The 24279-nt window shown below is 63.0% G+C and carries 23 protein-coding genes and 1 pseudogene; 8 read left to right on the top strand and 16 right to left on the bottom strand.

Going from position 1 to position 24279, the window contains the following annotated elements; genetic code table 11:
- Nucleotides 1–39 precede the first annotated feature (39 nt).
- Both RSO67_RS27235 and RSO67_RS27230 read right to left on the bottom strand, forming a co-directional pair.
- Complete coding sequence (locus RSO67_RS27235; protein ID WP_315841378.1) at nt 40–747, bottom strand: NUDIX hydrolase; 708 nt, start codon at nt 745–747, stop codon at nt 40–42.
- Between the two features lie 9 nt (nt 748–756).
- Entirely contained in the window at nt 757–1812 is a 1056-nt protein-coding gene (locus RSO67_RS27230; RefSeq protein WP_410001784.1) for an ABC transporter substrate-binding protein, read from the bottom strand.
- 130 nt (nt 1813–1942) lie between these two features.
- On the opposite strand from RSO67_RS27230, the gene RSO67_RS27225 reads away from it, so the two are divergent.
- On the top strand, nt 1943–2404 hold the full coding sequence (locus tag RSO67_RS27225; protein WP_315841376.1) for a cupin domain-containing protein: 462 nt from the start codon (nt 1943–1945) through the stop codon (nt 2402–2404).
- Between the two features lie 178 nt (nt 2405–2582).
- Here RSO67_RS27225 and RSO67_RS27220 read toward each other — a convergent pair whose 3' ends face one another.
- Nucleotides 2583–3371: an ABC transporter permease gene (locus RSO67_RS27220; protein ID WP_315841375.1), complete on the bottom strand. Its 789-nt coding sequence runs from the start codon at nt 3369–3371 to the stop codon at nt 2583–2585.
- Nucleotides 3368–4174 (bottom strand): ABC transporter ATP-binding protein, encoded by an 807-nt coding sequence (locus tag RSO67_RS27215; RefSeq protein WP_315844376.1) that lies wholly within the window; start codon nt 4172–4174, stop codon nt 3368–3370. Before RSO67_RS27215 ends, RSO67_RS27220 begins: the two co-directional genes overlap by 4 nt.
- 276 nt (nt 4175–4450) lie before the next feature.
- Here RSO67_RS27215 and RSO67_RS30550 point away from each other — a divergent pair.
- The 3 genes and pseudogenes from RSO67_RS30550 to RSO67_RS27205 all read left to right on the top strand — a co-directional run.
- Nucleotides 4451–4899: pseudogene (locus tag RSO67_RS30550) on the top strand (ATP-binding cassette domain-containing protein); the annotation flags it as partial.
- Nucleotides 4900–4944: 45 nt separating this feature from the next.
- The gene (locus RSO67_RS30545) at nt 4945–5256 is read left to right on the top strand and encodes a hypothetical protein (RefSeq protein WP_410001923.1); all 312 of its coding nucleotides are present in this window, start codon (nt 4945–4947) and stop codon (nt 5254–5256) included.
- On the top strand, nt 5253–6812 hold the full coding sequence (locus tag RSO67_RS27205; protein WP_315841374.1) for an ABC transporter permease/substrate-binding protein: 1560 nt from the start codon (nt 5253–5255) through the stop codon (nt 6810–6812). Before RSO67_RS30545 ends, RSO67_RS27205 begins: the two co-directional genes overlap by 4 nt.
- Before the next feature lie 72 nt (nt 6813–6884).
- Here RSO67_RS27205 and RSO67_RS27200 read toward each other — a convergent pair whose 3' ends face one another.
- The 4 genes from RSO67_RS27200 to RSO67_RS27185 all read right to left on the bottom strand — a co-directional run bounded on the left by RSO67_RS27200 (nt 6885) and on the right by RSO67_RS27185 (nt 12806).
- Nucleotides 6885–8591, bottom strand: coding sequence for a sulfatase-like hydrolase/transferase (locus tag RSO67_RS27200; protein WP_315844375.1), 1707 nt, complete (start codon nt 8589–8591; stop codon nt 6885–6887).
- A gap of 190 nt (nt 8592–8781) precedes the next feature.
- On the bottom strand, nt 8782–10527 hold the full coding sequence (locus RSO67_RS27195; RefSeq protein WP_315841373.1) for a sulfatase-like hydrolase/transferase: 1746 nt from the start codon (nt 10525–10527) through the stop codon (nt 8782–8784).
- A gap of 180 nt (nt 10528–10707) precedes the next feature.
- A complete protein-coding gene (locus tag RSO67_RS27190; RefSeq protein WP_315841372.1) occupies nt 10708–11964 on the bottom strand; it encodes an ABC transporter substrate-binding protein in 1257 nt (418 codons plus the stop codon).
- A gap of 113 nt (nt 11965–12077) precedes the next feature.
- Nucleotides 12078–12806 carry a FadR/GntR family transcriptional regulator gene (locus RSO67_RS27185; RefSeq protein ID WP_315841371.1) on the bottom strand — a complete coding sequence of 243 codons (729 nt, stop codon included), beginning with the start codon at nt 12804–12806 and terminating at the stop codon, nt 12078–12080.
- A 174-nt stretch (nt 12807–12980) separates the two neighbouring features.
- Between RSO67_RS27185 and RSO67_RS27180 the strand changes: the two genes are divergently transcribed.
- Both RSO67_RS27180 and RSO67_RS27175 read left to right on the top strand, forming a co-directional pair.
- Nucleotides 12981–13478: an energy transducer TonB gene (locus RSO67_RS27180; RefSeq protein ID WP_315841370.1), complete on the top strand. Its 498-nt coding sequence runs from the start codon at nt 12981–12983 to the stop codon at nt 13476–13478.
- Between the two features lie 93 nt (nt 13479–13571).
- Complete coding sequence (locus RSO67_RS27175; RefSeq protein WP_315841369.1) at nt 13572–14015, top strand: energy transducer TonB; 444 nt, start codon at nt 13572–13574, stop codon at nt 14013–14015.
- Here RSO67_RS27175 and RSO67_RS27170 read toward each other — a convergent pair.
- Together RSO67_RS27170 and RSO67_RS27165 are read right to left on the bottom strand one after the other, a co-directional pair.
- Nucleotides 14012–14875 (bottom strand): SDR family NAD(P)-dependent oxidoreductase, encoded by an 864-nt coding sequence (locus tag RSO67_RS27170; protein WP_315841368.1) that lies wholly within the window; start codon nt 14873–14875, stop codon nt 14012–14014. The genes RSO67_RS27175 and RSO67_RS27170 overlap by 4 nt on opposite strands.
- Before the next feature lie 177 nt (nt 14876–15052).
- Nucleotides 15053–15778 carry a TetR/AcrR family transcriptional regulator gene (locus RSO67_RS27165; RefSeq protein ID WP_315841367.1) on the bottom strand — a complete coding sequence of 242 codons (726 nt, stop codon included), beginning with the start codon at nt 15776–15778 and terminating at the stop codon, nt 15053–15055.
- 111 nt (nt 15779–15889) lie between these two features.
- Here RSO67_RS27165 and RSO67_RS27160 point away from each other — a divergent pair, with 111 nt between their 5' ends.
- Complete coding sequence (locus RSO67_RS27160) at nt 15890–16519, top strand: hypothetical protein (protein WP_315841366.1); 630 nt, start codon at nt 15890–15892, stop codon at nt 16517–16519.
- A gap of 51 nt (nt 16520–16570) precedes the next feature.
- Here RSO67_RS27160 and ilvC read toward each other — a convergent pair whose 3' ends face one another.
- The 6 genes from ilvC to miaA form a co-directional block, all read right to left on the bottom strand.
- Nucleotides 16571–17590, bottom strand: coding sequence for a ketol-acid reductoisomerase (gene ilvC, locus RSO67_RS27155; protein WP_089267877.1), 1020 nt, complete (start codon nt 17588–17590; stop codon nt 16571–16573).
- Nucleotides 17591–17743: 153 nt separating this feature from the next.
- On the bottom strand, nt 17744–18346 hold the full coding sequence (locus RSO67_RS27150) for a LysE family translocator (protein WP_315841365.1): 603 nt from the start codon (nt 18344–18346) through the stop codon (nt 17744–17746).
- A 4-nt stretch (nt 18347–18350) separates the two neighbouring features.
- Nucleotides 18351–19223, bottom strand: coding sequence for an EamA family transporter (locus tag RSO67_RS27145; RefSeq protein ID WP_315841364.1), 873 nt, complete (start codon nt 19221–19223; stop codon nt 18351–18353).
- 18 nt (nt 19224–19241) lie between these two features.
- A complete protein-coding gene (gene ilvN, locus RSO67_RS27140; protein ID WP_068738461.1) occupies nt 19242–19784 on the bottom strand; it encodes an acetolactate synthase small subunit in 543 nt (180 codons plus the stop codon).
- 23 nt (nt 19785–19807) lie between these two features.
- Nucleotides 19808–21586, bottom strand: coding sequence for an acetolactate synthase 3 large subunit (locus tag RSO67_RS27135; protein ID WP_315841363.1), 1779 nt, complete (start codon nt 21584–21586; stop codon nt 19808–19810).
- Nucleotides 21587–22353: 767 nt separating this feature from the next.
- Complete coding sequence (miaA, locus tag RSO67_RS27130; RefSeq protein WP_315841362.1) at nt 22354–23280, bottom strand: tRNA (adenosine(37)-N6)-dimethylallyltransferase MiaA; 927 nt, start codon at nt 23278–23280, stop codon at nt 22354–22356.
- A gap of 3 nt (nt 23281–23283) precedes the next feature.
- Here miaA and serB point away from each other — a divergent pair, with 3 nt between their 5' ends.
- Nucleotides 23284–24174: a phosphoserine phosphatase SerB gene (gene serB / locus RSO67_RS27125; RefSeq protein WP_315841361.1), complete on the top strand. Its 891-nt coding sequence runs from the start codon at nt 23284–23286 to the stop codon at nt 24172–24174.
- The last annotated feature ends 105 nt before the right edge of the window (nt 24175–24279 follow it).

Here is a 24279-nt window from a genome sequence, read left to right as displayed (position 1 = left end):
CTGCAAGCGTAGCGTGCCGCTCCCGGCAATACCAGCAGATCACATCGCCGGCGTCAGTTGCGCTGTCATAAACGCTGTCACAAACAGCGGCATCGTCGGGGTGAAGTCGGCTTCGCTGCGCACCAGATGAACTCCGCTGAGCTCCGGAGCGGCCTGACCGGCAAGATTGACCTCGATGATGCTGCGCAGCGTCTCACCCGGCTGATCCGCATCGAGAAGACGCATCATCGCCACCGAGAAATCCGTCACGACGCAGGACCAGCCAGCGTCGGCGCGGTAATCGGCTTCTGTGAGGCCGAGCTCTTCCTCGACTTCACGCGTCACACTGCCAGCGATATCGACGACATCGCCGCGCAGGTCGTCCAGATCAGGCGTGCCCGCGGCAAAATAGATACGTCCGGCATTGGATGTATGCTGCCCCATCTCGCCAAGCACGAAGGCGCCGTCGCTGGCACGCAGCGCACCCATGCCAAAGCCGTTGAACACATCCGGATCGGGACAGCGCCAATCCCGCCACGCCAGGAAGCTCGCAAAATCGGTCTCGAAATATTCCGCGCGAAACTGATCGCCGGTGAACTGCGCATTGCGCGCCAGCAACACGCGCCCATTGAACAGTTGCGGCTTCTCGGCGCGCTTGCTTGCGAAGTGAGCGTCGATCTCGTCCCGCCGCTCATGCGCGAACGGCCACTGCCAATCGCTGCGCGTGAGGTCGAGTTGCGTGACGCGGTGGATGACCGGCGTCATCATGCGCAGAACCTACTTCGCATTCGTCCCCATCGTCTTGGTGAACTGTTCGACATATTTGTTGGTGTAGGTCTTGCTCACATCGATATTGGCCTTGGCCACCTCCGGCGAGCCCTCGCTGAACACAGCTAGCACAGCCGCCGCGCCCTTCGGATCCATCAGCCCCGTTTCCGAATACATCGGGATCGTGTTCTTGAGCGCTGCGAGATAGAGCTCCTTGTCCTTGCCGACGATGCCTTCGGGCATCTTCGCCATGATCTCTTCCGGCGTATGGCTGTGGATCCATTTCAGCGTGCTCATGATCGCGTTGGTCAGCCCCTGCACTTCCTTCTCGTGGCCCTTGACCCATGCGGTCGTCGAATACAGCGCCCCGCCGGGATATTCGCCGGAGAACACCGCAAGCGTGTCCTTCTGCGTCCGGGTATCGCTGAGAATCGTGAGGTCTTTGTGACTGCCCTGCAGCACGGTGACGGCAGGATCGAGCATCACCGCGGCTTCGATCTGCCCCTGCTCCATCGCCGCCACCGCGGTCGCGCCGAGGCCCACGCCGATCACGGCGGTACCGGCTGGATCGAGACCGTTCTTCTTGAGCTGATACTTCAGGAAGAAGTCTGTCGACGAGCCCGGCGCACTGACGCCGACTTTCTTGCCGGCGAGATCCTTGATCGACGTGATCTTGCCGGTGTGCTTCGGCGACACCACCAGCACGAGACCGGGATAGCGGTCATAGACCACGAAGGACTGCAGCTCCTGCTTCTTGGCGGCGAGATTGACGCAATGATCGAAATAGCCCGAGACGACATCGGCGCTGCCGCCGAGCACCGCCTTCAGCGCATCGGAGCCACCCTTGAGATCGACCAGTTCGACCGCGAGACCCGCCTTCTCATATTCGCCGAGCTGCTTGGCCAGTACGGTCGGCAGATAGCACAGGCACGCCCCGCCGCCGATCGCGATGGTCACCTTGGTTTGCGCTGCAGCGGGATGAACGAGAAACAACGACAAAAGGCTCGCAAGGAAAAAACGTGCAAGGAATAAACGGCTCAAGCCGGTTTTTATGTTTGTTGTCATTATTTCCTCCGCTGCTATCAGGCGCGGAGGATAGATGAGCCTCTGCCGGTTGGAAAGCCGGCACTGGTCAACGCATGCCGCGCGACATAGCATCCGCGCGGCAAATCACTGTCATCCAGGGGGAACGTTCATGAAGCGCATCACCGCAACACTCTCGATCACTGCCGCCTTCGCCGCCGGCTGCCTGATCACGCATCTCGTGCCCGAGGGCATCACGCCGGCACAGGCTGCGGAAAACATCACCGCCCAGGTCATCCACGTCCCCGAACTCGTCGGCGACGCGCTGGGCCCGGCCTCGCCCACCGGCTTCCGCTCCAAGATGTTCATGTCCGCCGACGGCGCGACCATCTCGGTGCAGGACGGCAATGTGGTGAAGCACATGCATCCCAACACCAACGAGATCCAGTACATCCTCGAAGGCACCGGCACCGTGTGGCTGGGCGACAAGGAAGTTCAGGTCAAGGCCGGCGACCTCATCATCATCCCGAAGGGCACGCCCCATGGCGGTACCAAGCCCGACGGCAAGCCGTTCCGCGCCATCGCCATCAAGACCCCGCCGCAGGCACCGGACGACACCAAGCCGCTGCCGTAACGACAAACTGTCATTCCGGGATGCGCGGCGTTCGGCAACGCCGGACAAAGCGCAGACCCGGAATCCCAACATGTTCATCACCTCTCGATGCTAGGCGATGAAGATATGATGAACATCTCGAGGTTCCGGGTTCGTGCGCAAAGGTGCGCACGCCCCGGAACGACTGTGTGGGACAGCCTCAACTCCGCCCGTCACCCACCACCGGCTTCCACACCAGCAACCGCTTCTCGACCACCGACACCAGCACATCGATGGCGATAACGAAGGCCGACAGCACGAACATCCCCGCGAACACGCCGGCCACATCGAACGTGCCTTCCGCCTGCTGGATGACATAGCCCAGCCCCGCCGCCGAGCCGAGATATTCGCCGACCACGGCGCCGACGACGGCAAAGCCCACCGCCGTGTGCAGCGACGAGAACATCCACGACAGCGCCGATGGCCAGAACACATGGCGCATCAATTGCCGCTCGCTCATGCCCAGCATGCGGCCATTGGCGAGCACCGTCGGCGAGACTTCCTTGACGCCCTGATAGACGTTGAAGAATACGATGAAGAATACCAGCGTGACGCCAAGCGCGACCTTCGACCAGATGCCGAGGCCGAGCCACAGCGCGAAGATCGGCGCCAGCACCACGCGCGGCAGCGCATTGGCCATCTTCACATAGGGATCGAAAATCGCGGCGAGGCGCGGCTGGCGCGCGAACCAGAAGCCGATCAGCACGCCCAGTGTCGAGCCGATCACAAAGGCCAGCACGGATTCCAGCAGCGTGATGCCGAGATGCTTCCAGATAATGCCTGACGCGAACCAGCTAACAATCTGGCTACCGACATCCCAGGGGTTGGAGAAGAAGAATGGCGGCAGCAGGATGCGGCCGAGCACCGGCACGGTGGTGAGCAGGTGCCACAGCCCGATGACGACCACGGCGACGAGCACCTGACACAGCAGCAATACAGGACGCGTCATGACGCGGCTCCCATGCCAGCCGACTGCGCATAGCCCTTCATCACTTCGTCCTTCAACACACTCCAGATCTCGCGATGGAGCGTGTGAAAATCCTTGTCGAGCCGCACCTCGAAAATATCGCGCGGCCGCGGCAGCGGCACCTTCCAGTCGCCAATGATGCGCGAGCCCGGCCCCGCCGACATGATGACGACGCGATCCGCCAGCGCGATCGCCTCTTCGAGATCGTGAGTAACGAACAGCACCGCCTTCCGATCCCTGCTCCACAGATCCAGCAGTAGGTTACCCATCACCTGCCGGGTCTGCGCATCCAGCGGCCCAAACGGTTCGTCCATCAGCAGGATCTTCGGATTACGGATCAGCACCTGCGCAAGACCGACGCGCTTGCGCTGGCCGCCCGACAGCATATGCGGGTAGCGCCCCGCGAAGGCGCCGAGCCCGACGGAGGTCAACCACTCCTGCGCCCGCGACAACGCGTCGTCGCGTGCGATGCCGGCGATCTCCAGCCCAATGGCGACATTGTCGAGGGCGGTCTTCCAGGGAAACAGCGCGTCGGCCTGAAACAGATAGCCGGCCTGCGCGTTCAGTCCGCCCAGCGGCTGACCGAATATCCGGACAGCACCGGAAGCTGGCGCCAGCAGCCCGGCAGCGACATTCAGCAAAGTGGATTTCCCGCAGCCGGTCGGCCCGACAATGGCAACGAACTCGCCATCCGCCACCCGCAGTGTCGCCTTCTCCACCGCCGTATAGATGCGATTGTCGGCGACGCCGAAGGCCACCGTCGCGTCATCAAGCGCCACCGCCATCGATGCCGCGGCCTCACCTGCCTGCACGCGCGTTCCCCAAAAGTGTTTTTGTTCCGCCACTGGCTTAGCGCTGCGGGGCAGACAATTCAACGGTGGGGCGGGTTGGTGCGGTCGAAGCCGCGTGTTAGCTTCGGAAAGCCCCATCAACATGTCGTCCCCGCGAAGGCGGGGACCCATAGCCTCAGGAGTTATAGTCTTGCGCTGTGGGACCGACTGGGCCTTACCTTCTTCCTTGGAGGTTATGGGTCCCCGCCTTCGCGGGGACGACAGCTGAGTATGTCGAGCCCTCCCCTCATCCGCTTCTCCCATGTCAGCAAGAGCTTCGACGGCGGCCACATTCACGCCGTCGACGGTGTCTCGCTCGATATCGCCGAGGGTGAGTTCCTCGCGGTGGTCGGCGGCTCCGGCTCTGGCAAGACCACGCTGATGCGGCTGGCCAACCGGTTGATCGCGCCGGACGCGGGACACATCACCATCGCCGGCGAGGACGTGGCGCAGGTTGATCCCATCGAACTGCGCCGGCGCATCGGCTATGTGTTCCAGAGCGGCGGGTTGTTTCCGCATATGAGCATCAAAGACAATATCGGCATCACGCCCAAGTTGCTTGGCACCCCCCTAAGGAGATCGCCGGGCGCGTCGATGAATTGCTCGATCTCGTGCGCCTCGACCGCACACAGCATCGCGACCGCTTCCCGCACGAACTCTCCGGCGGCCAGCGCCAGCGCGTCGGCGTCGCGCGTGCCCTCGCCGCGAAGCCGCGCATCGTGCTGATGGACGAACCGTTCGGCGCGCTCGATCCGCTGACCCGCGATGCGCTTGGCGACGACTACCGCGCGCTACATCGCAGCCTGGGCCTCACCACCATCATGATCACCCATGACATGACAGAGGCGATCCTGCTCGCGGACCGGATCGCGGTGATGCGCTCCGGCAGATTGCTGGCCGAGGGCACGCCAACGCAATTGACCGAGAGCAGCGACGCCTATGTCGGCGAGTTGCTGGGCACACCGCGCCGGCAAGCGGAACGACTTCAGATACTGCTGCCGAAGGATAGCGCGGCGCCCCAAGGCGGCGCGACATGAGCCTGTTCACCGATCCGCGCTGGAGCGATGCGCTTGGACACCTGCCGGATTATCTCGGCAGCCATGTCCGCGTCAGCCTCGCAGCACTGGCGCTCGGCCTCATCATCAGCCTGCCGCTAGCTATCATTGCGCGGCACCGTCCGGTGACGCGCGGCGCCCTGCTCGGCATCGCCAGCATCGTGCAGACTGTGCCGGGGCTTGCATTGCTGGCCCTGTTCTATCCGCTGCTGCTGGCGCTCGCAGCGCTGTCACTGCAATATTTCGGTGTCGGCTTCTCGGCCTTCGGCTTCCTGCCGGCGGTGCTGGCGCTGGCGCTGTATTCGATGCTGCCGGTGCTGCGCAACACCATCACCGGTTTGAACGGCGTCGATCCCGCATTGACCGAGGCCGCTCAAGGCGTCGGCATGACGCCGCGGCAATCGCTAACCATGGTCGAACTTCCGCTCGCTCTGCCCGTCATGATGGCCGGCATCCGTACCTCGGCCGTGTGGGTGATTGGCACCGCGACGCTGTCAACGCCGATCGGCCAGACCAGTCTCGGCAACTACATCTTCGCGGGGCTGCAGACGCAGAACTGGGTGCTGGTGATCTTCGGCTGCGTCGCTGCTGCAATTCTTGCGCTGGCCGTCGATCAATTGCTGGCGCTGATCGAAACGGGCATCCGCCTGCGCAGCCGCAGCCGCACGGCCATCGGCGTGCTCGGTATCGCGGCGCTGGTGATCGTCACACTCGCGCCGTCATTCGCCCGCTCCGGCACGCGTATCGTGGTCGGCGCCAAGACCTTCACCGAACAATACGTGCTCGCCGCCTTGATGTCGCAGCGCCTGCAGGCAGCGAACCTACCCGCCACGACGCGGCAGGGTCTCGGCTCCAGCGTGATCTATGATGCGCTGGCTTCCGGCGATATCGATGTCTACATCGACTATTCCGGCACGCTGTGGGCCAACCAGTTTCACCGCAGCGAGATCCTGCCGCGCGAGCAACTGCTGATCGAGCTGAAGACAACGCTTGCCAAGCAGGGCATCACTCTGTTCGGCGAACTCGGTTTCGCCAATGCCTATGCGCTGGTGATGCCGCGCGCAAAGGCGCAGGCGCTGGGGATCACGACCGCGACCGATCTCGCGGCACTAAGCGGCAACATGACCATCGCCGGCGACTACGAATTCTTCTCGCGGCCGGAATGGGCGGGACTGAAAGCGGCCTACGGCCTGTCGTTCAAGACCCAGCGCACCATGCAGCCGGACTTCATGTATGCCGCCGTCGCCTCCGGCGAGGTCGATGTCATCGCCGGCTATACCAGCGACGGGCTGATCGCGAAATACGATCTCGTGGTGCTGGGCGATCCCAAACACGCGATCCCGCCCTATGACGCGATCATGCTGCTAGCGCCGAAGCGCGCAGGTGATGAGAAGCTACGCAGCGCGTTGCAGCCAGTGCTTGGCAGGATCGACCTGACCTTGATGCGCGAGGCGAACCTGCGCGCAGCGGGCAATGATGCGACGAGTTCGCCGGAGAGCGTGGCGACGTGGCTGTGGGAGAAGATCGGGACGAAGTGACACTTCTCTTCCCCTCTCCCCTGTGCGAAACGAAGCTTCGCTAGGCGGGAGAGGGTAAGAGAAGGAAGCGCGTTACAAATTCTTGATCATCCCCGCATCGATCAACAGGCGATTGAATCTTCGCGCTTCCGCCCCGTCCTTGCAGGCGTAAAATAGTCCCTTGCAGCGAAGCATGATCTTCTTTTGCTCCTCGAAGGACGGGTCCAGCGGAATGCCCGCGGCCTCCTGAATGACCAGCGGCAGATACGGCCCGTCGATCGTGTCCATCACCGTCGCGCTCCTCACCGGTTCGAAATTGATCGCATCGATGGCGTAATAGGTCGCGTAGTAGCGTGGGTCGTAACTCTGCAGCTTCTTGCCGAGGCCTGCTTCATCCATGTTGGGATCGAGAATGCCCGGCGCGAACTCCGGCTGATGATCGCCATAGCGTACGATCAGAAACGGCTGCGCTGGAAACTGCTTCTTCAGCTTCGCGACGAACGCGCCATAGTGATCGACGCTCATCGCCTGTCGGCGCAGATATTCGTCGACCACCTGCACATTACCGGGCGCACGCCAGCCCGGTGTCATGTCCGGGCGAAACTTGGTTTCCCACGGAAAGTGATTAGCGGCGAGATAGACGAACATGAACAGCGGATTGGCCGGCGGCTGCTCGGCCATCAGGCGCGCCGCTGAATCGTAGAAGAAGCTGTCGGGCTCGACGCCCTTGGCGCCGAGATCCTTGGCGTCATAGAAGCGCTCGACGCCAGTGGTGGTCTGGAAGCTGCGCGCGCTCATGAAGGCGCCGAAGGCCGGATAGAGCGAGATAGTGCTATAGCCGCAGCGGCGCAGCGCCAGTGGCAATCCGCGCTCGACGCGGCCCGAAGCGATCCGCGTGACGAAATAGGAGAACGGCCCGAACGAGCGCGACGAGAGTCCGGCCAGTACGTTGTATTCGGTGAACCAGCTCGGCCCGCCATTGCTCTCGGCGAGAAATTTGCGCGCCTTGCCGTCCCATGAATTAAAGTGGCTGCCATAGCCTTTCGGCGTCTTCACGCCGGCGGCCTGACGGATGTCGAAGGACGACTCGTCATGCACCATGATGATGTGCGGACGACGTCCCGCCGGATGGCAGGAATCCTCCAGCGGCAACTTCAGCCGCTCGGTGATGACCGCGTCGGACTCCATGAAACCGTAGCTGCTGAAGTCCGACACGGCAGTGACGCCGGAGCGCGCGAATTTCGACAGATAGCCGTCATCGTAATAGCCGCGCCAGGCTTCATCGGGCCAGGCCAACGCATATCCCGTCAATGCGGCGAGGCAAGCCGTCAGTGCGGCCAGCGCCGGCAGCCGCCGGATGCGGAACGGATCGAGCCACCACAGCGCATACATCAGCGGCACCACCACCACGGCAGCGCCGATGGCAGACCAGCGCAGGTTCGGAAAGATCGTGAACAGGAAAGCCGCGGTGTCACGGTCGATCACCATCAGGTCGACGAAGTTCGCGGTCATCTGCACCACGTCGTGCTTCAGCCGCGACAGCAGCACCAAGATGACGACCAGGGTCAGCGACAGCGCCCCAGACAGCGCGGGGCGGCGCAAGAGCGCAATCCAGAACAAGTTGAGGATGGCCCAGGCCAGCACGAAGCCGATCCGCCCCACCAGATCGGTCTCGGTCTGGAACATCACCAGCAGCGCGCCGAAATGCGGCGCAGCCACGGCCAACAGCCGCCACACGCTGGTCGGCGCGGCGACAGCAGTTGTCGAGACGCTGGGTACTGGATTGAGCGGAGGCGCCATGGCGGCACGCAACACCACCGGCGAAGCCTCGGGCCTGGGCTGGCGACGGCCAGAGGGCGCATGTCGCAGCCGGAAACTGCGACATGTCATTAATTTGTAATGTAATCGTCATGAACGAGCAATGAACTTGGCTCGAACGGGACGGGCGGAACCAGCAGACACCCTGCCCTCATCACTGCAGCCGGCCGGGTCAGAGATCTTTGATCAGCCCTGCATCAATCAGCCAGCGATTGAACCGGCTCGCTTCGTCGCCGCCCTTGCAGCCGTAGAACACGCCCTTGCAGCGAAGCATGATCTTCTTCTGCTCGATGAAGGACGGATCGAGCGGCACGCGTGCGGCCTCCTGCACCATGAGCGGCAGATAGGCGGCATCGAGCACCGGCAGTGCCGATATCAGTTCGGGCCGGTAGTTCAGCGCGTCGATGGCGTAATAGGTCGTGTAGTATCTGACATCATGCGTCATGATCCGGTCGGCGCGCTTCGGCTGCGGCAGTTCGGGCTCCAGCAGTTTCTGCGCGATCGCCGGTTGATGGTCGCCGAACCGCACCAGCAGGAACGGCTCGGTCGGATGGTCCTTCTGGAGCTGCGCGACGAAGGCCTTGTAGTCCGCAGCCGTCATCGCTTGGCGGCGGATATATTCGTCCACCTCAGCCGCATTGCCCGGCGCCTGCCAGCCGGCGGGCGTGAGGTCGTCGCGATAGGTCGCGGTCCATGGGAAGTGATTGGCGGTGAGATAGACCAGCACGAAGACCGGCTGGTCGGTCTTGCTTTCGCGCGCGATAAGATCCCTGGCCTGATCGAAATAGAACCTGTCGGGCTGCATGTCCTCGCTGACGCCCATCGCCGCCATGTCGATGAAGCCATCGATGCCGGCGCCCTCTTGGAAGCTGCGCGCGCTGAGGAAATTGCCATAGGTCGGATAGAGCGAGAAGGTCTTGTAGCCGCAGCGCTGCAGCGCCTGTGGCAGGCCACGCGAGATCTTTCCGGCGGCGATACGCGTCACATAGAATTTCAGCGCACCGAAAGAGCGTGCCGACAGTCCGGTGAAGATATTGAACTCGGTGTACCAGGTCGGGCCGCCGCTGGATTCGGTAATCAACGCGCGCTGCTGGCCGTCGGCAGATTTGAAATAATCATGATAGCCCGCCGGCACCTTCACGCCGGGTGCCGCCGACACGTCGAAGGACGACTCGTCGAGCACCATCACGATGTTCGGCCGCTTCACGCCGGGCTCGCAGGTGGTCATCGGCGACGCCTGCGCCGAACTCACGAGGCTCTTGGAGTCCGCCTCGATCCAGCCGGTTGCCGTCAGATGCGAGACCGAGACGACGCCGGAGCGCGCCAGATTGGAAATGTGGTTGACGCCCTGGAACGGCTCCCATGGCTTCTCGGGATTGGCCGCCGACAGACCGACTATCCCCGCCAGGCAGGCGCCCGCACAGGCCAGCGCCGTGCGGCGGCGCAGGCGGAACGGATCGGCGCGCCAGATCAGCCACAGGATCGGCAAAGCGACGGCAACGGCGATCAGGAGCCAGGTGCGCAGCTGCGGGAAGATCGAATGCAGGAACGAGATCGTGTCGCGATCGATGATCAGGAAATCCAGGAAGGTCAGCGTCAGTTGCGTGATGCCGAACTTGAACTGTGACAGCACGATCAGCGCCGTGACCAGCAGCAGCGACAGCACCGCGCTGACGCCGGGCCGCTTGAACAACGCGAGGAACAGAAAATTCAGCAAGGCCCAGGTGAGTAGCGCCAGCGTCATTGCGAACGGGCCGTATTCGACCGAGGCCAGAACATAGAACGCGAGCGTATGGATCGCAGCGATCAGCGCCGTGCGCAGCGGCCAGTGCCGAACATACTGCCAGGCGGCCGCCAATCGCTCCTTGAAGCGGCGGCCGGCTTGCGCCGGAGAGACTGAGATCGGCGACGGCAGCATGGCTTGCCTGCGAACACCCGGCAAGAAGACTGCCCTGTCTGGCGACGACCAGCCGGCTCACACCGCGACCGGACCCTGCGGAATGTCACAAAATCGTAATACAGGCGTCATGAACGGACAATGAACCTTTCGACGCAGGCGGTGCCGGTCCGGGCGCCGCCTGCCGTCGTCATCCCTCGCCTACCGCACTGCGGTTGGCGTCTCGCCCTTGATGATCTCGCCGAAGCGCTGCCAGCGCTCGCCCTTGAAGCTCATCATCTGGAACTGGTCGATGGGCGAGAAGTCGGTCGGGCTGGTGTTGACCGTCACGCCCGGCAGCAGCCCGTCGAGCTGCACGTTCTTGAGGTTGGCGGCCTGTTTCATCAGGTTCTCGTGGGTGAGATCGTCGCCGCACTGCCGGAGCGCCTCGACCATGGTCTGGGCGATGCTGTAGCCGGACAGCACGGTGCTCTCCATCGCCTTCCCTTCCGGAATGTACTTTTCGACATAGGCGTAGAATTTCTGCATGCCCGGATCGTCCTTCCACTGCGGGTCGGTAGGATCCTTGGCGAAGGTCGCGGACACCACGTCCTGCGCATTGTCGAGGCCCGCCGGACGCAGCACACTGCCGAGCGACGAACTCGCATTAGGCACGATGTGCAACGGCTTCCAGCCGAGCTCGGCAACCTTCTTAATCGACTGCGCGGCGAACTTGCCGGTGGCGAAAGAGAAGATCGTATCGACGCCGGCCGCCTTCAGCTTGACGATGTGGGAGTCGACGGTCGGCTCGGAGACCTCGTAGCTCGTCTCCATCACGATCATTGTTGAGGCCTTGTCGCCAAGGCCTTCCTTCAGTCCCTTGACATAGTCCTTGCCGAAATCGTCGTTCTGATAGAACACGCCGATCTTGGCATCCGGCTTCTCCTTCAGGAGATACTTCGCATAGGCCGCGGCTTCGGCGTGGTAGCTCGGCAGCCAGCCCATGGTCCACGGAAACTGCTTCGGATCGTTCCAGCGGGTAGCGCCGGTCGCGAGAAACAGTTGCGGCGTCTTCTTGGCATTGACGTATTTCTGGATCGCGGCGTTCGCGGCGGTACCGACATTGCCGACGATGGCCATCACCTCGTCGCTCTCGACCAGCTTGCGCGTCTGCTCCACGGTCTTCGGCGGCGAATAGGCGTCATCATAGGAGATGAAGACGATCTTGCGCCCGTTGATGCCGCCCTCATCGTTGATCTTCTTGAAATAGGCGCCGTAGGCCTTGCCGAGAATGCCGTAGGCTGAGGCCGGACCGCTATAGGGCACCGTGTTGCCGATCTTGATTTCGGTGTCAGAGGCGCCGGGGCCGTATGTCTTCTGCGCCAGTGCGGGGCTTGCTGCCATAGCAATCGCAGCTGCGAACGCAGCCATGGTGCTGGCGGCCGCTGGCGCAGCCCTGGAAGTCGTGGTGATACGCATTTTCTGTCCTTCTTTTGCGTTTCCATAAGTGACGGCCGTTGCCGTATTCGATCCGAGCCTTCCCGTTTGTCGGGATTGTTGAACGGCTCGTCAGATGCGTGTGTTCGTCGTGATCAGTCCTTAACGTCGGAGTCCGTGGCGCCCTGCTCGGCCAGCGCTCGCACGTCTTCGGCGGCGGTCTGCACGTGGCGATGCACCAGCATCGTGGCTGTCGCCTCGTCGCGCGCTGCGATCGCCGCAACGAAAGCGCGGTGATCAATGAGCGAGCGCTGGCGGATCTCGGCGGAGGCGAAATAGCGGCGACGCCAGCCCGTGCTCATCAGCATCAGCGGTGTCAGCGTGCGCACCAGCACGCGGTTCTGGCTCGCCGCGACAACCGCGAGATGGAATGCGACGTCCTCATCGGCGAGGTTGCTGCCCTTGGCGACGAGCGCCGCATAGGTGTCGAGCAAGTGATGCAGCCGGGCGAGATCGGCGTCGGTGCGGCGCTGACAGGCCAGCCGGAACGCCTGTTCCTCGCAAAGGATTCTGGCCTCGGTGACATCGCGCGTCACCTCCGCGCTGAACGGCAGGCCAAGGTCGGCCTGCAGCACCAGCGCATCGAGCCCGCTGTCTTCCAGCGCGTTGCGCAGATAGATGCCTGATTTGGGCTTCCGCTCGGTGATGCGCATGGCATCGAGCACAGCCAGCGCCTCGCGGACGGAGCCGCGCGTCACCCCGAACCGCTCCGACAGATCCCGCTCCGACGGCAGCCGGTCGCCTTTCGCCAGCCGGTGGTGCCGGACGAATTCGAGCGTTTTCCGAACAGCGTCGGAGGTATCGGTGCTGACTGCGGTAAGCATGGACTGACCCTACCAATCTGGTAGGACCAGATCAAGACAGGTAAATGCGGCCCATAAGCGCGGCAAGACAGGTCTCGGCCGTCATCCCAGTCTTGCGGGTGCCATCTCCGCAATATAATACCTATGGTAGCAGCCAGCCAAACCGCCCTCATCGTCATCAGGATAACCACGCCAATGTTCGTCCCGTCAGGACGCCATGATGCGGGCCTGCGCGATACGCGCACCCGCTCGATCGCTTCGGCCGTATCGCTCGTACTCGCCGCACTCGTCCTTGTCGCGTTCGCGGCGCAGGTACAGGCGCGCAGTGTCGCTCATCCACCTCATGAATGCGCGAGATCCGAAGAACCGCATTGCGTTGCTCTGCGGGCACGCGTGCGAGCCGCCGAAATCGCCCGCCTGCGAACAAGCATTACCTATCGCATCCTCGGCTCCGTCCAGTATCCGCCGGAGGCGGCCATGGAGGGTGAAGGCGGCATGGCCCTGGTTCATTTCGTGCTCTTGCCGTCCGGCAGGCTGACGAACATCGGGATCATCAGGAGTTCGGGATCTGCAGCGCTCGACCGCGCGGCCCGGCAGGCCGTCCAGCTCGCCAGTCCCATCCCTCTCGGTCCCAACGGCCTTCCGAAAAAGAAGCTCGTTTTCACTGTGCCGATCAGCTTCAACAGCAGATAGCGATCACGAGGCCTGCATGGATGCGACGACATCAGACACGCTGACCTGCTTACTGCTGCACTTGGATCCGAGTATTCCCGAAAGTCCCGTCGTATGACCCGTCGTCACGCGCCTTTTCTCGCAGCCCTGTTACTCGTTCTTGTTGCACCTCTGCTTGGCCCTCCCGAAGCGAACGCACAGTCCTCCGCGCCCAGCCAACGCGGCCCGGCCATGGCGGAGTGGCGCCGCGGCGTCGATATCAAGATCAATCGCACGGCCCGCAATCTCGGCAGGCTGTCGGTGCGGGGACAAACCGTCGTCGGCTTTCGCGTCGACCGCAGCGGTCGCCTGATCGAGTCAAAGGTTCTCCGCAGCTCCGGGGATACCGAACTCGACGGTGCGTTCCTCGCCGTCGTTCGCGTGGCTGGCCCATTCCCTCCTCTTCCCTCCGGCTATCCGAGCCCGACACTGGCAACTGCGATCACGATGACGTCCGGGCCGCGCAAAGGTGATTTTCACGGCATGAGGCCGCTCAGACCCTTCCCGGCTGAGTTCTAAAAGCCAGCTCGCTTGCGCGACGCCAACCCAAGTTGGCGGCCGATCATGCGATCGAGCCAACGCTTCGGCAGCCAGCCGGCGACGAAGGTCTGGACCGGTTGCGGCGACGCCACCACGCGTAGCTTCGGGCGGGATGCGGTCAGCGCCCGATACACCAGTTCGGCGATCCGCTCCGGCGGCAGCCCGTTCTTCGCCAGCTTCATCAGCATCTCGCGCAGCTTCGTTAGCGCCGGCAGAAACGGCGACGCATCGAAGCGCACCATATCGATCGCCTCGGCCTTATCCCAGATCGGCGTGCGCACGGCCCCCGGCGCGATCACCAGCACCTCGATGCCGAACAGCATGAATTCGCGGCGCAGGCTCTCGGCCAGTCCCTCCAGCGCGAATTTCGACGTGCTATAGGGCGACAGCAGCGGATTGCCGAACTGGCCGGACACCGAACTCATCATCACGATGCGCCCGGGCGCGCCCGTCAGCGCGGGATCGGCGCCGAGCAGTGGCGCGAAGGCCTGGGTGACGATCACCGGGCCCATCACATTGATCTCGATCTGCGCGCGAAACTCATCCACCGACAGATCGAGCAGCGCGCCCGGCACCGCAACGCCGGCATTGTTGACAAGGCCTGCAAGCGTCTCGCCATTCAGCGCGGCGCGTACCTGCGCAGCGGCGGCCAATACAGCTGCCTCATCCGTGACATCGAACAGCAGCGGGACGAAGTTCGCGCCGAACTCGGCTTGCAAGCGCTCGGCATCGACCTGCCTACGCACGCTGCCGAAAACGCGGAAGCCTCGCGCAAGCAGGACTTTCGCAGTGGCGTGGCCGATGCCCGTGGAGACGCCGGTGATGACAATGGATCGCATGAAAAGCACCTGAGATGTGATGGCCCGTAAATTCGGCCGAGACCGAGACCGCATCGCCGCGGTCACAGCGAGAGTTACGGATCACGGCCTCATTGGTTTTTGACGATCGGCGCGCTCTTGTCCATCTGCGACTGCAAGCCGCGCAGGTTTGATAAGTATTCGAACGGATTTCGCCGCTCAGACAGGCTTTGCGATCCCATCAACGAACAGCGTGATGATCGCCTCCGCCATCTGATCGGCCTCGGCATTCGCGACACCCCAGCGCGGAAAATGCCCGTCGATATTCATGCGGGCGAAGCCATAGACCAGCGCGCGACCTGCGATCTTCATGATGCGGAGATCCGCGGAGCGCAACTGGCCCCTGTCCTGCGCATCGCTGAGCAATTGCCCGGTCATGTCGATCAGTTCGGCATTGTCGTCACGCACCACCGCCGACTGGTCATGGGCGAAATACTTCCCGCTCGAGATCACCTCGAAATGCGCAGGATTTTTCATCGCCCAGCGCAGATAGGCCAGGCCAAACGCGCGAAACCGAACCAGCGGATCCTCGGAGGACGTTTCGGCGATCGCGGCAGCAATCGCACTACGGAAGCGGCGCTGTGCCTCTTCCGCCACCGCGCTCATCAGGTCATTGCGGCTGGGGAAGTGCCGGAACGGCGCTCCCGGCGACACGCCGGCGCGCCGCGCGGCCTCGCGCACGCTGACGGCATCCGCACCACCTTCCTCGGCCAGTTCAAGCGCCGCCGCAATCAGCACACGGCGCAGATCGCCGTGATGATAGGTCTTCGGCGGCGGCGTTCGACCTTTGGCAGCGCGCGGCGCGGCGGATGGCTGAACGGCTCGTTTCCGGACCGGCGACTTTGGCGCTGATTTGGACGACGGCGGCTTTGCGGACCTGGACATGCCCGAGCATAGCATCACCGTATCGTGAATGTAATCACCGATTACACAATTGACCGGACCGGCCGCATCGAATGTAACTGATGATTACATACGGCAGCACAGGGGAATGTCATGACACGGGATCGTCGCAACTGGTTCGAAGGCTGGCGGCTGCTCGCCGTACTGACGCTGGTCCTCACCGCGCTCAGCGTCTGGATCGCTGGCATGCGCGGCTTCGAGGTCGATGGCATCAGGATGGTAATCCGGTTCACGGCGCGCAGCTCGCTGCTGTTCTTCTGCCTCGCCTTCGCGGCATCTGCGCTCGCCCTGCTCTGGCCCACATCCGGCACGCGCTGGCTGCGTCGCAATCGCCGCTATCTTGGGCTCACTTTCGCGGCGTCCCACGCCGTTCACGCTGTCGCCATTATCTGCTTCGCCGTGATGGCGCCCGCTGACTACGCTGCGGCAACGACGCCCGCCTCCTATATCTTCGGCGGCATCGGCTACGCCTTCATCATCGCGATGGCGGTAACGTCATTCGACCGCTCGGCGGCCGCCATTGGCCCACGTGCATGGCGCATCCTGCATACGACAGGCATCTATTATCTCTGGTTCCAGTTCATGGTGAGCTTCGGTATGCGCATTCCGCAAATGCCGAACTATGTCTGGTTCCTGATGCCGTTGCTGGCGGTGATGGGGCTAAGGATCGCAGCGGCCGTGCTGAAACGTCGCCGGGCGCGCGTGGCAGTGCCTGCAAACTAAAACGGGACCGCGTTGCCGCGGTCCCGTTGGTAGCTGCGATGTGAAAAGCGCTTAGTTCTTGGTCTTGTCGACCAGCGCCTTTTCCTTGATCCACGGCATCATGTCGCGGAGCTTGGCGCCCACTTCCTCGATCGGATGGGCGTTGTTGCGCTGGCGGGTCGCCTTGAACGAGGCCTGGTTGACCTTGTTTTCCAGCATCCAGTCGCGGGCGAACTTGCCGGACTGGATGTCGGTGAGCACGCGCTTCATCTCGGCCTTGGTTTCCGAGGTGACGATGCGCGGGCCGGTGACGTATTCGCCATACTCGGCCGTGTTGGAGATCGAGTAATTCATGTTGGCGATGCCGCCTTCATAGATCAGGTCGACGATCAGCTTCAGTTCGTGCAGGCACTCGAAGTAAGCCATTTCCGGCGCGTAGCCGGCTTCCACCAGCGTCTCGAAGCCGGCGCGGATCAGCTCGACGGTGCCGCCGCAGAGAACGGCCTGCTCACCGAACAAATCGGTTTCGCACTCTTCCTTGAACGAGGTCTCGATGATGCCGGCGCGGCCGCCGCCCACTGCCGAGGCATAGCTCAGGCCGAGGTCATGGGCGTTGCCCGAGACATCCTTGTGAACCGCGATCAGGCAGGGCACGCCGCCGCCGCGCTGATATTCCGAACGCACGGTGTGGCCGGGGCCCTTCGGCGCGATCATCAGCACGTCCAAGTCTTCACGCGGATCGAGCAGGTTGAAGTGCACGTTGAGGCCGTGTGCGAAGACGAGCGCAGCGCCCTTCTTCATGTTGTCGTGCATGTGGTCGCGATAGATGTCGCCCTGCAATTCGTCCGGGGTGAGCATCATCATCAGGTCGGCCCACTTGGCGGCCTCGGCAACTTCCATCACCTTGAAGCCGGCGGCTTCCGCCTTCTTCGCGGTGGCCGAGCCCTTGCGGAGCGCGATCACGACGTCCTTGACGCCGCTGTCCTTGAGGTTCAGCGCGTGGGCATGGCCCTGGCTGCCATAGCCGACGATGCAGACCTTCTTGCCCTTGATCAGGTTCAGGTCGGCGTCGCGATCGTAATAAACTCGCATGGGTATTTCCTCTCTTCAGCAACTATATTTCAAAGCTGCCCGTTCGAACGGGTCACCACCGCGTGGTGGATGACCATGAATTGCCGCCGGTTTCTAGGGCGACGGGTGCCGCGAGACAAGCCCGCGACGGTGATTTTACGCTGCGCGTCGGGCTCATAGCTCGACCAGCACCGGATACAGGGAGGCCAGCAGCAGCAGCCCCATGACGATATTGAACGCCCTGACCGCGCCAGGCGATTTTACCAGCGATTGCAGCGATGTGCCGCACAGCACCCAGGTTACGCAGGACACGAACCCGAGCAGGAGCGACAGGGTGACCTGCAGCAGGATGTTCCAGGGATAGTTCGCAATCGCCGCATAGGCGGTGATGGTGCCGATCACCATCACCCAGCCCTTGACGTTGACCCATTGAAACAGCGCGGCGCCGAAAAACGTCATCGGCCGGCGCCGTTCGGCGTCACCGGGATTGGGCGGACCGGACATCCCGATCGCAAAGGCGAGATAAACGAGATACGCCGCGCCGGCATATTTCAGGATGGTGTGCAGCACCGGATAGGAGGTGAAGACCGCCCCCAATCCGAGGCCCGTGACGGCGACCATGAAGGCAAAACCAACGGTGACGCCGAAGACATGCGGCAGCGTGCGACGAAAGCCGAAATTGAGCCCTGACGCGAGCAGCATGACGTTGTTCGGGCCGGGCGTGAAGAACATCACGATGGCGAACACGATAAAGGCGAACAAGAGTTGTTGCGACATGACCTCAAACCACCTCGACAAGAATGGGTGGGCGCTTCGACAGCAGCATCACCGCGATGCCCAGCACAACAACGATCATGCCGGCGAGACGCAGCGGTCCAAATGTTTCACCGAACGTGACGCTCGACGCGGCCGCGCCGATAAACGGCACCAGTAGCGCGAACGGCACGACCTGTGCGGCGGAATAATCACCCAGCAGCCGGCCCCAGATCCAGTAACCCAGCGTGGTGCCGACTACCGCGAGAAACAGCACACAGGCGAAGGCCTTCAACGAGGCATGCGTGAGCGACTGCCACGTCGCGCTCGCGCCATCGACACTGAACAGCACAACCAGCAGCGGCAGTAGCGCAACGAGACTGATCCAGGCGAACAGGTCGAGCATCGGCACGCCCTGCGCGCGCCGCAGCAGCAGATTGGAAAACGCAAAGCTCACCGGCGCGGTCATCAGCACCATGAAGGGGAACACGCTGAAGTCATAACCGACCGTGAAGCAGACCATCAGCAACCCGCCCATGGCGATGACGATACCCGCGACTTGCTGCCGCGTCGGCAATTCGCGCAGGAATAGCGCGGCAGCCCCAACCGTGAACAGCGCCTGGCTCTGCACGATGACAGAGGTCAGCCCAGCCGGCACGCCATGCGCCATGCCGTAGGTCTGCGCCAGGAATTGCGCCACCAAAAGCCAGCTTGTGGCGACGATCAGCAGCCATGACATTCTCGGCTTCGGCAGGAACAGGCACGGGAGTGCCGTGATGCCGAAGCGGATTGTGGTGAGCAGTGTCGACGACATCTCGTCGACCGCCATCCGGGTCAGCACGAAGCCGACGCCCCAGATCACGGCCACGGCTATGGCCAACGCGATGTCGAGAGGTTTCATGACTGCGATGCGCGGAGGCTACATCCCCTCCGGTCCGCGGCTGATCGCAGCGACGCCGGTGCGCGAGATCTCGACGAGGCCAAGCGGCCGCATCAGGTCGATGAACTGGTTGATCTTGCCGGTGTTGCCGGTGATCTCGAACACGAAGCTCTCGATGGTCGCATCGATCACGCGGGCGCGGAACGCTTCAGCGAGGCGCAGCGCCTCAACGCGATGCTCGCCGGTGCCACGCAGCTTGACCATGGCAAGCTCACGCTCGATGGAGCGGCCGGTCAGCGTCATGTCAACGACGCGATGCACCGGGATCATGCGATCGAGCTGATGCTTGATCTGCGTGATCACCATCGGCGTGCCTGTGGTGACGATGGTGATGCGCGAGACGTGCTTGTGGCTCTCGGTCTCCGACACCGTGAGACTTTCGATGTTGTAACCGCGGCCCGAAAAAAGCCCGATGACGCGCGCGAGCACGCCCGGCTCGTTGGCGACGAGCACCGTCAGCGTATGCGTCTCGTTGGGATCGTGACGCTCTTCCATGAAATAGGCGGAGGCAGGCTGTTCCATTGTCGTTGTCTTTCCAGAGCTTGTCAGACCAGCGCCTTACCGCCGGCAAAGGCCGCCGCGGTGGCTTCATCATTCGCTTCCAGCGGCAGCAGCATTTCGTTATGCGCCTTGCCGGACGGGATCATCGGGAAGCAGTTCTCCAGCGCCGCGACGCGGCAGTCGAACAGCACCGGCTTCTTCACCTTGATCATCTCCTGCAACGCACCGTCGAGATCGCCCGGTTTGCTGCACTGGAAGCCGACGCCGCCATAGGCTTCCGCCAGCTTGACGAAATCAGGCAGCGCTTCCGAATAGGAATGCGACAGCCGGTTGCCATGCAGCAACTGCTGCCACTGGCGCACCATGCCCATATATTGATTGTTCAGGATGAAGATCTTGATCGGCAATTCATGCTGAACCGCCGCCGACATTTCCTGCATCGTCATCTGCACCGATGCGTCGCCGCCGATATCGATGACCAGCGAATCCGGATGCGCGACCTGCACACCCAATGCCGCCGGCAGGCCGTAGCCCATCGTGCCCAGACCGCCCGACGTCATCCAGCGATGCGGCTCGTCGAATCCGAAGAACTGCGCCGCCCACATCTGATGCTGGCCGACTTCGGTGGTGATGTAGGTGTCGTGGCCGCGCGTCGCCTCGAACAATCGCTGGATCGCGAATTGCGGCAGGATGACATCGTTGTTCGTCTTGTAGGCCAGCGAATTGCGCGCGCGCCAGGTGTTGACCTGCTTCCACCAATCCTTGGTGTCAGGCTTCTTCGCCTCGGATTTGAACACCTGCAGGATGTCGCCCAGCACATTGCCACAATCGCCGATGATCGGGATATCGACGCGGATGTTCTTGTTGATCGACGACGGATCGATGTCGATATGGATCTTCTTCGAATTCGGCGAGAACGCATCGGTCCGGCCGGTGATGCGGTCGTCGAAGCGCGCGCCGACGCACAGCATGACGTCACAGTCATGCATCGCCATGTTGGCTTCGTAGGTGCCGTGCATGCCCAGCATGCCCAGCCAGTTCGGGCCGGATGCCGGATAGGCGCCGAGGCCCATCAGCGTCGAGGTGATCGGGAAACCGGTGACCTCGACCAGCTCGCGCAGCAGCTTCGAGGCCGCGAGGCCCGAATTGATGACGCCGCCGCCGGAATAGATGATCGGCTTCCTGGCACCCGCCAGCAACGACACCGCCTTGCGGATCGCATTGGCATCACCCTTCACGCGCGGCGCATAGGAGATGTGGACGTCCGACTTGCGCGGCGGATGATAGGTGCCGGTGGCAAACTGCACGTCCTTCGGAACGTCGACGACGACCGGGCCCGGACGGCCGGTGGTGGCAACGTAGAAGGCCTCATGCAGCACCTTGGCGAGATCGTTGACGTCGCGGACCAGCCAGTTGTGCTTGGTGCAGGGCCGCGTGATGCCGACGGTGTCGCATTCCTGGAACGCGTCGTTACCAATGAGATGCGTCGGGACCTGTCCGGTGATGCAGACCAGCGGGATCGAATCCATCAGCGCGTCGGCCAGCGGCGTCACCATATTGGTGGCGCCCGGACCGGACGTCACCAGCACCACGCCCGGCAGGCCGGTCGAGCGCGCATAGCCTTCGGCGGCATGGCCGGCGCCCTGCTCGTGGCGGACCAGAATGTGCTCGACCTCGGACTGCTGATAGATCTCGTCATAGATCGGAAGCACCGCACCGCCGGGATAGCCGAAGATGTGCTTGACGCCATGATCCGCAAGCGCGCGCACGATCATCGCTGCGCCGGTCATCTGATTGGGATCGTGAGGCTTGCTGTCGCTCATGGTTCGCTCCGGATGCGCTCTGCGGCGCGGCTTGGTCTGGATGGTCGCTGGGTTCGGAAAGCTTGAAGTTCAGACAATAAAAAAGGGCCCGTTCAGGACCCTGTGCACACCGCTCGGTTCGTGGGTAGCCGTCAGCTACCCCCGGCGGTGCGCCAGGGTACCACGATAATAAGGAGATTTGTAACTTTGTTGCGCACAGGATCAGTCCGACTTTTCAAAACTTGCGCGGAACATAGCCAGCAAACGGGGGATGTCAAGGGAAGTTGCCGTGATCGCGCTGATTTTGGAGCCTAGCCGGGTCTTTGGCGTTCGGCGAGCGGAAAAATCGGGCGGGCTGGTATGCGGTAAGAAGAAATGCACGCCTAAGTTCACCAATCCGAAAGCCCCCTCTGAAATTGTAGAAAAATGCTGGTTTGGCTCATCCCTCCGCTGTTCTTTTTTCTTGTCGGAGCGACGGTTGCATTGCTTGCGGCGAAACGGGCTGAGCCCCTGGTCAGATGGACTATTATCGGCATCTCGTCAGCGATACTTTTGACGTTCTTTGTCTTGGTCAAGACGAACTATGGACCGTATCGCGCGGTCAGCGATGGTTTGTACGTCTGGGCCGGCCCTCACCACGTGGGTTTGGCTTTTGCATTCGCCATTTTCTATCGGCTGATGACTGACGGGTGCGCAGCGTTACTCGTTGGATGCATCGTTGGGACGTTGAATAGCGCTGTCCGCCAACGCCAATCGCCGGATCATCGCGACACCCGCAGTGGGGTGGACTAGCGAAGCGCGGTATCCTCCAAGGTGCGCATTGCCTCCTCCACCGTCATCCATTCAAACTCCGGCAGTTGATGCCGAAACCACGTGAACTGCCGCTTGGCATAGTGCCGCGTGTCCGCCTGCCCGATTGCGCAGGCTTCCTCGCGCGAGGTCTCGCCGCGGATATGCCGTATCAGCGCAGGCACGCCATGCGCTTTCAAGGCCGGCAGCAGCGGGTCCAGACCGCGTGCCGCGAGCGCCGCGACCTCGTCCAGCGCGCCCTCATCCAGCATACGCTCGAACCGCGCATCGATCCGCGCATAGAGTTCGTCGCGCTCCGGCGTGAGAAAAATCGCGGTGAATGTGCCCGGCGGCAGCAGCGGCGGCAGGCCCTCGCCGTGCCAGTCGGCGAGCGAACGTCCGGTCGCTTCCACGACTTCCAGCGCGCGCGCGATGCGCGTGCGGTCGCGCAGATTGAGCCGCGCGGCGGAGACCGGATCAACCAAAGCGAGCTGCGCATGCAGCGCCTCCGGCCCATCCCTTTCCAGGCGCGCGCGTACATCGTCGCGCACCTCGGCGGCGACGGGTGGTACGGCCGAGAGCCCGCGCGTTAGCGCCTTGAAGTATAGTCCGGAGCCGCCGATGAAGATCGGCAGCCTGCCTTGCGCCCGCACCTCGGCAAGGACGCGCGCGGCTTCATCCACCCACGCCCCGGCGGAGAAGTTCACGGCAGCATCGACACTCCCGTAGAGCCGGTGCGGCGCCAGCGCCTCTTCCTCAACCGTCGGCCGCGCGGTGAGCACGCGCAGGTCGCGATAGACCTGCATACTGTCGGTATTGATGACCACGCCGTCCCGCGCGCGCGCCACGGCCAGCGCCAGCGCCGACTTGCCGCTGGCGGTCGGCCCTGCGATAAGCAGCGCTCTGTTGTCTGGCCTGGAACTCACGTCATGTCTCTCGTTGCGACCCTGATCTGCAACCCCGCCAATCCCGCTCTCGATAGCACGGTGGTCGACGGTCTGCGCGCACTTCTGCCGGGCGACACCGAAGCGCACTGGCTGAGCGACGGCGTCGCCGCCGACATCCTCTTCACCAGCGACCACAACGTGCTCGCGCTCGGCGACCGCCTGCGCGCAGCCCGCGGCGACATGCCGATCGACGTTGTCGTGCAGCCTGTCAGCGACCGGCGCAAGAAGCTTTTTCTCGCCGACATGGATTCCACCATGATCGGCCAGGAATGTATCGACGAGCTCGCCGACTTCGCCGGCCTCAAGGCCCATGTCGCCGCCATCACCGAACGCGCCATGCGCGGCGAGATCGAATTCGAGCCGGCGCTGCGCGAACGCGTTGCGCTCCTGAAGGATCTGAAGGTCGACGTTGTCGACGAGGTCCTGGCCTCGCGCATCACGCTGACGCCCGGCGGCCGCGAGCTGGTGCAGACCATGCGCGCCAATGGCGCCTATACGTGTCTGGTCTCCGGCGGCTTCACGCTGTTCACCAGCAAGGTCGCCGAGCTCGTCGGCTTCCAGGAAAATCGCGCCAACGTGTTGCATGTCGCTGATGGCAAGTTGACAGGCACCGTCGCCGAGCCGATCCTCGGCAAGGCTGCGAAACTCGCCACGCTGGTCGAGCTGCGCGAGTCCTTCGATCTCGACAATCTCGACACCATGGCCGTCGGCGACGGCGCCAACGATCTCGCCATGATCCAGGACGCCGGTCTCGGCGTCGCCTATCACGCCAAGCCTGCGGTGGCAGCAGCGGCAGCGGCGCGGATCGATCACGGCGATCTGACCGCGCTGCTCTATGCGCAGGGCTACAAGCGCAGCGAATTTGTGAGCTAGAGCCTCACTCCGAAAGCCCCGGTTTTCGGGCAGGATCGCGCTCCTGCGAGAAAGCCGGCTGTTTCCGTCGTCCCGGCGCATGCCAGGAGCCACGACCACCGTTAG

The sequence above is a fragment of the Tardiphaga sp. 709 genome (genome assembly GCF_032401055.1).
GTDB lineage: Bacteria > Pseudomonadota > Alphaproteobacteria > Rhizobiales > Xanthobacteraceae > Tardiphaga.
The sequence above is the reverse complement of the archived record's forward strand: the minus strand, read 5'-3'. Positions and strand labels throughout refer to the sequence as shown.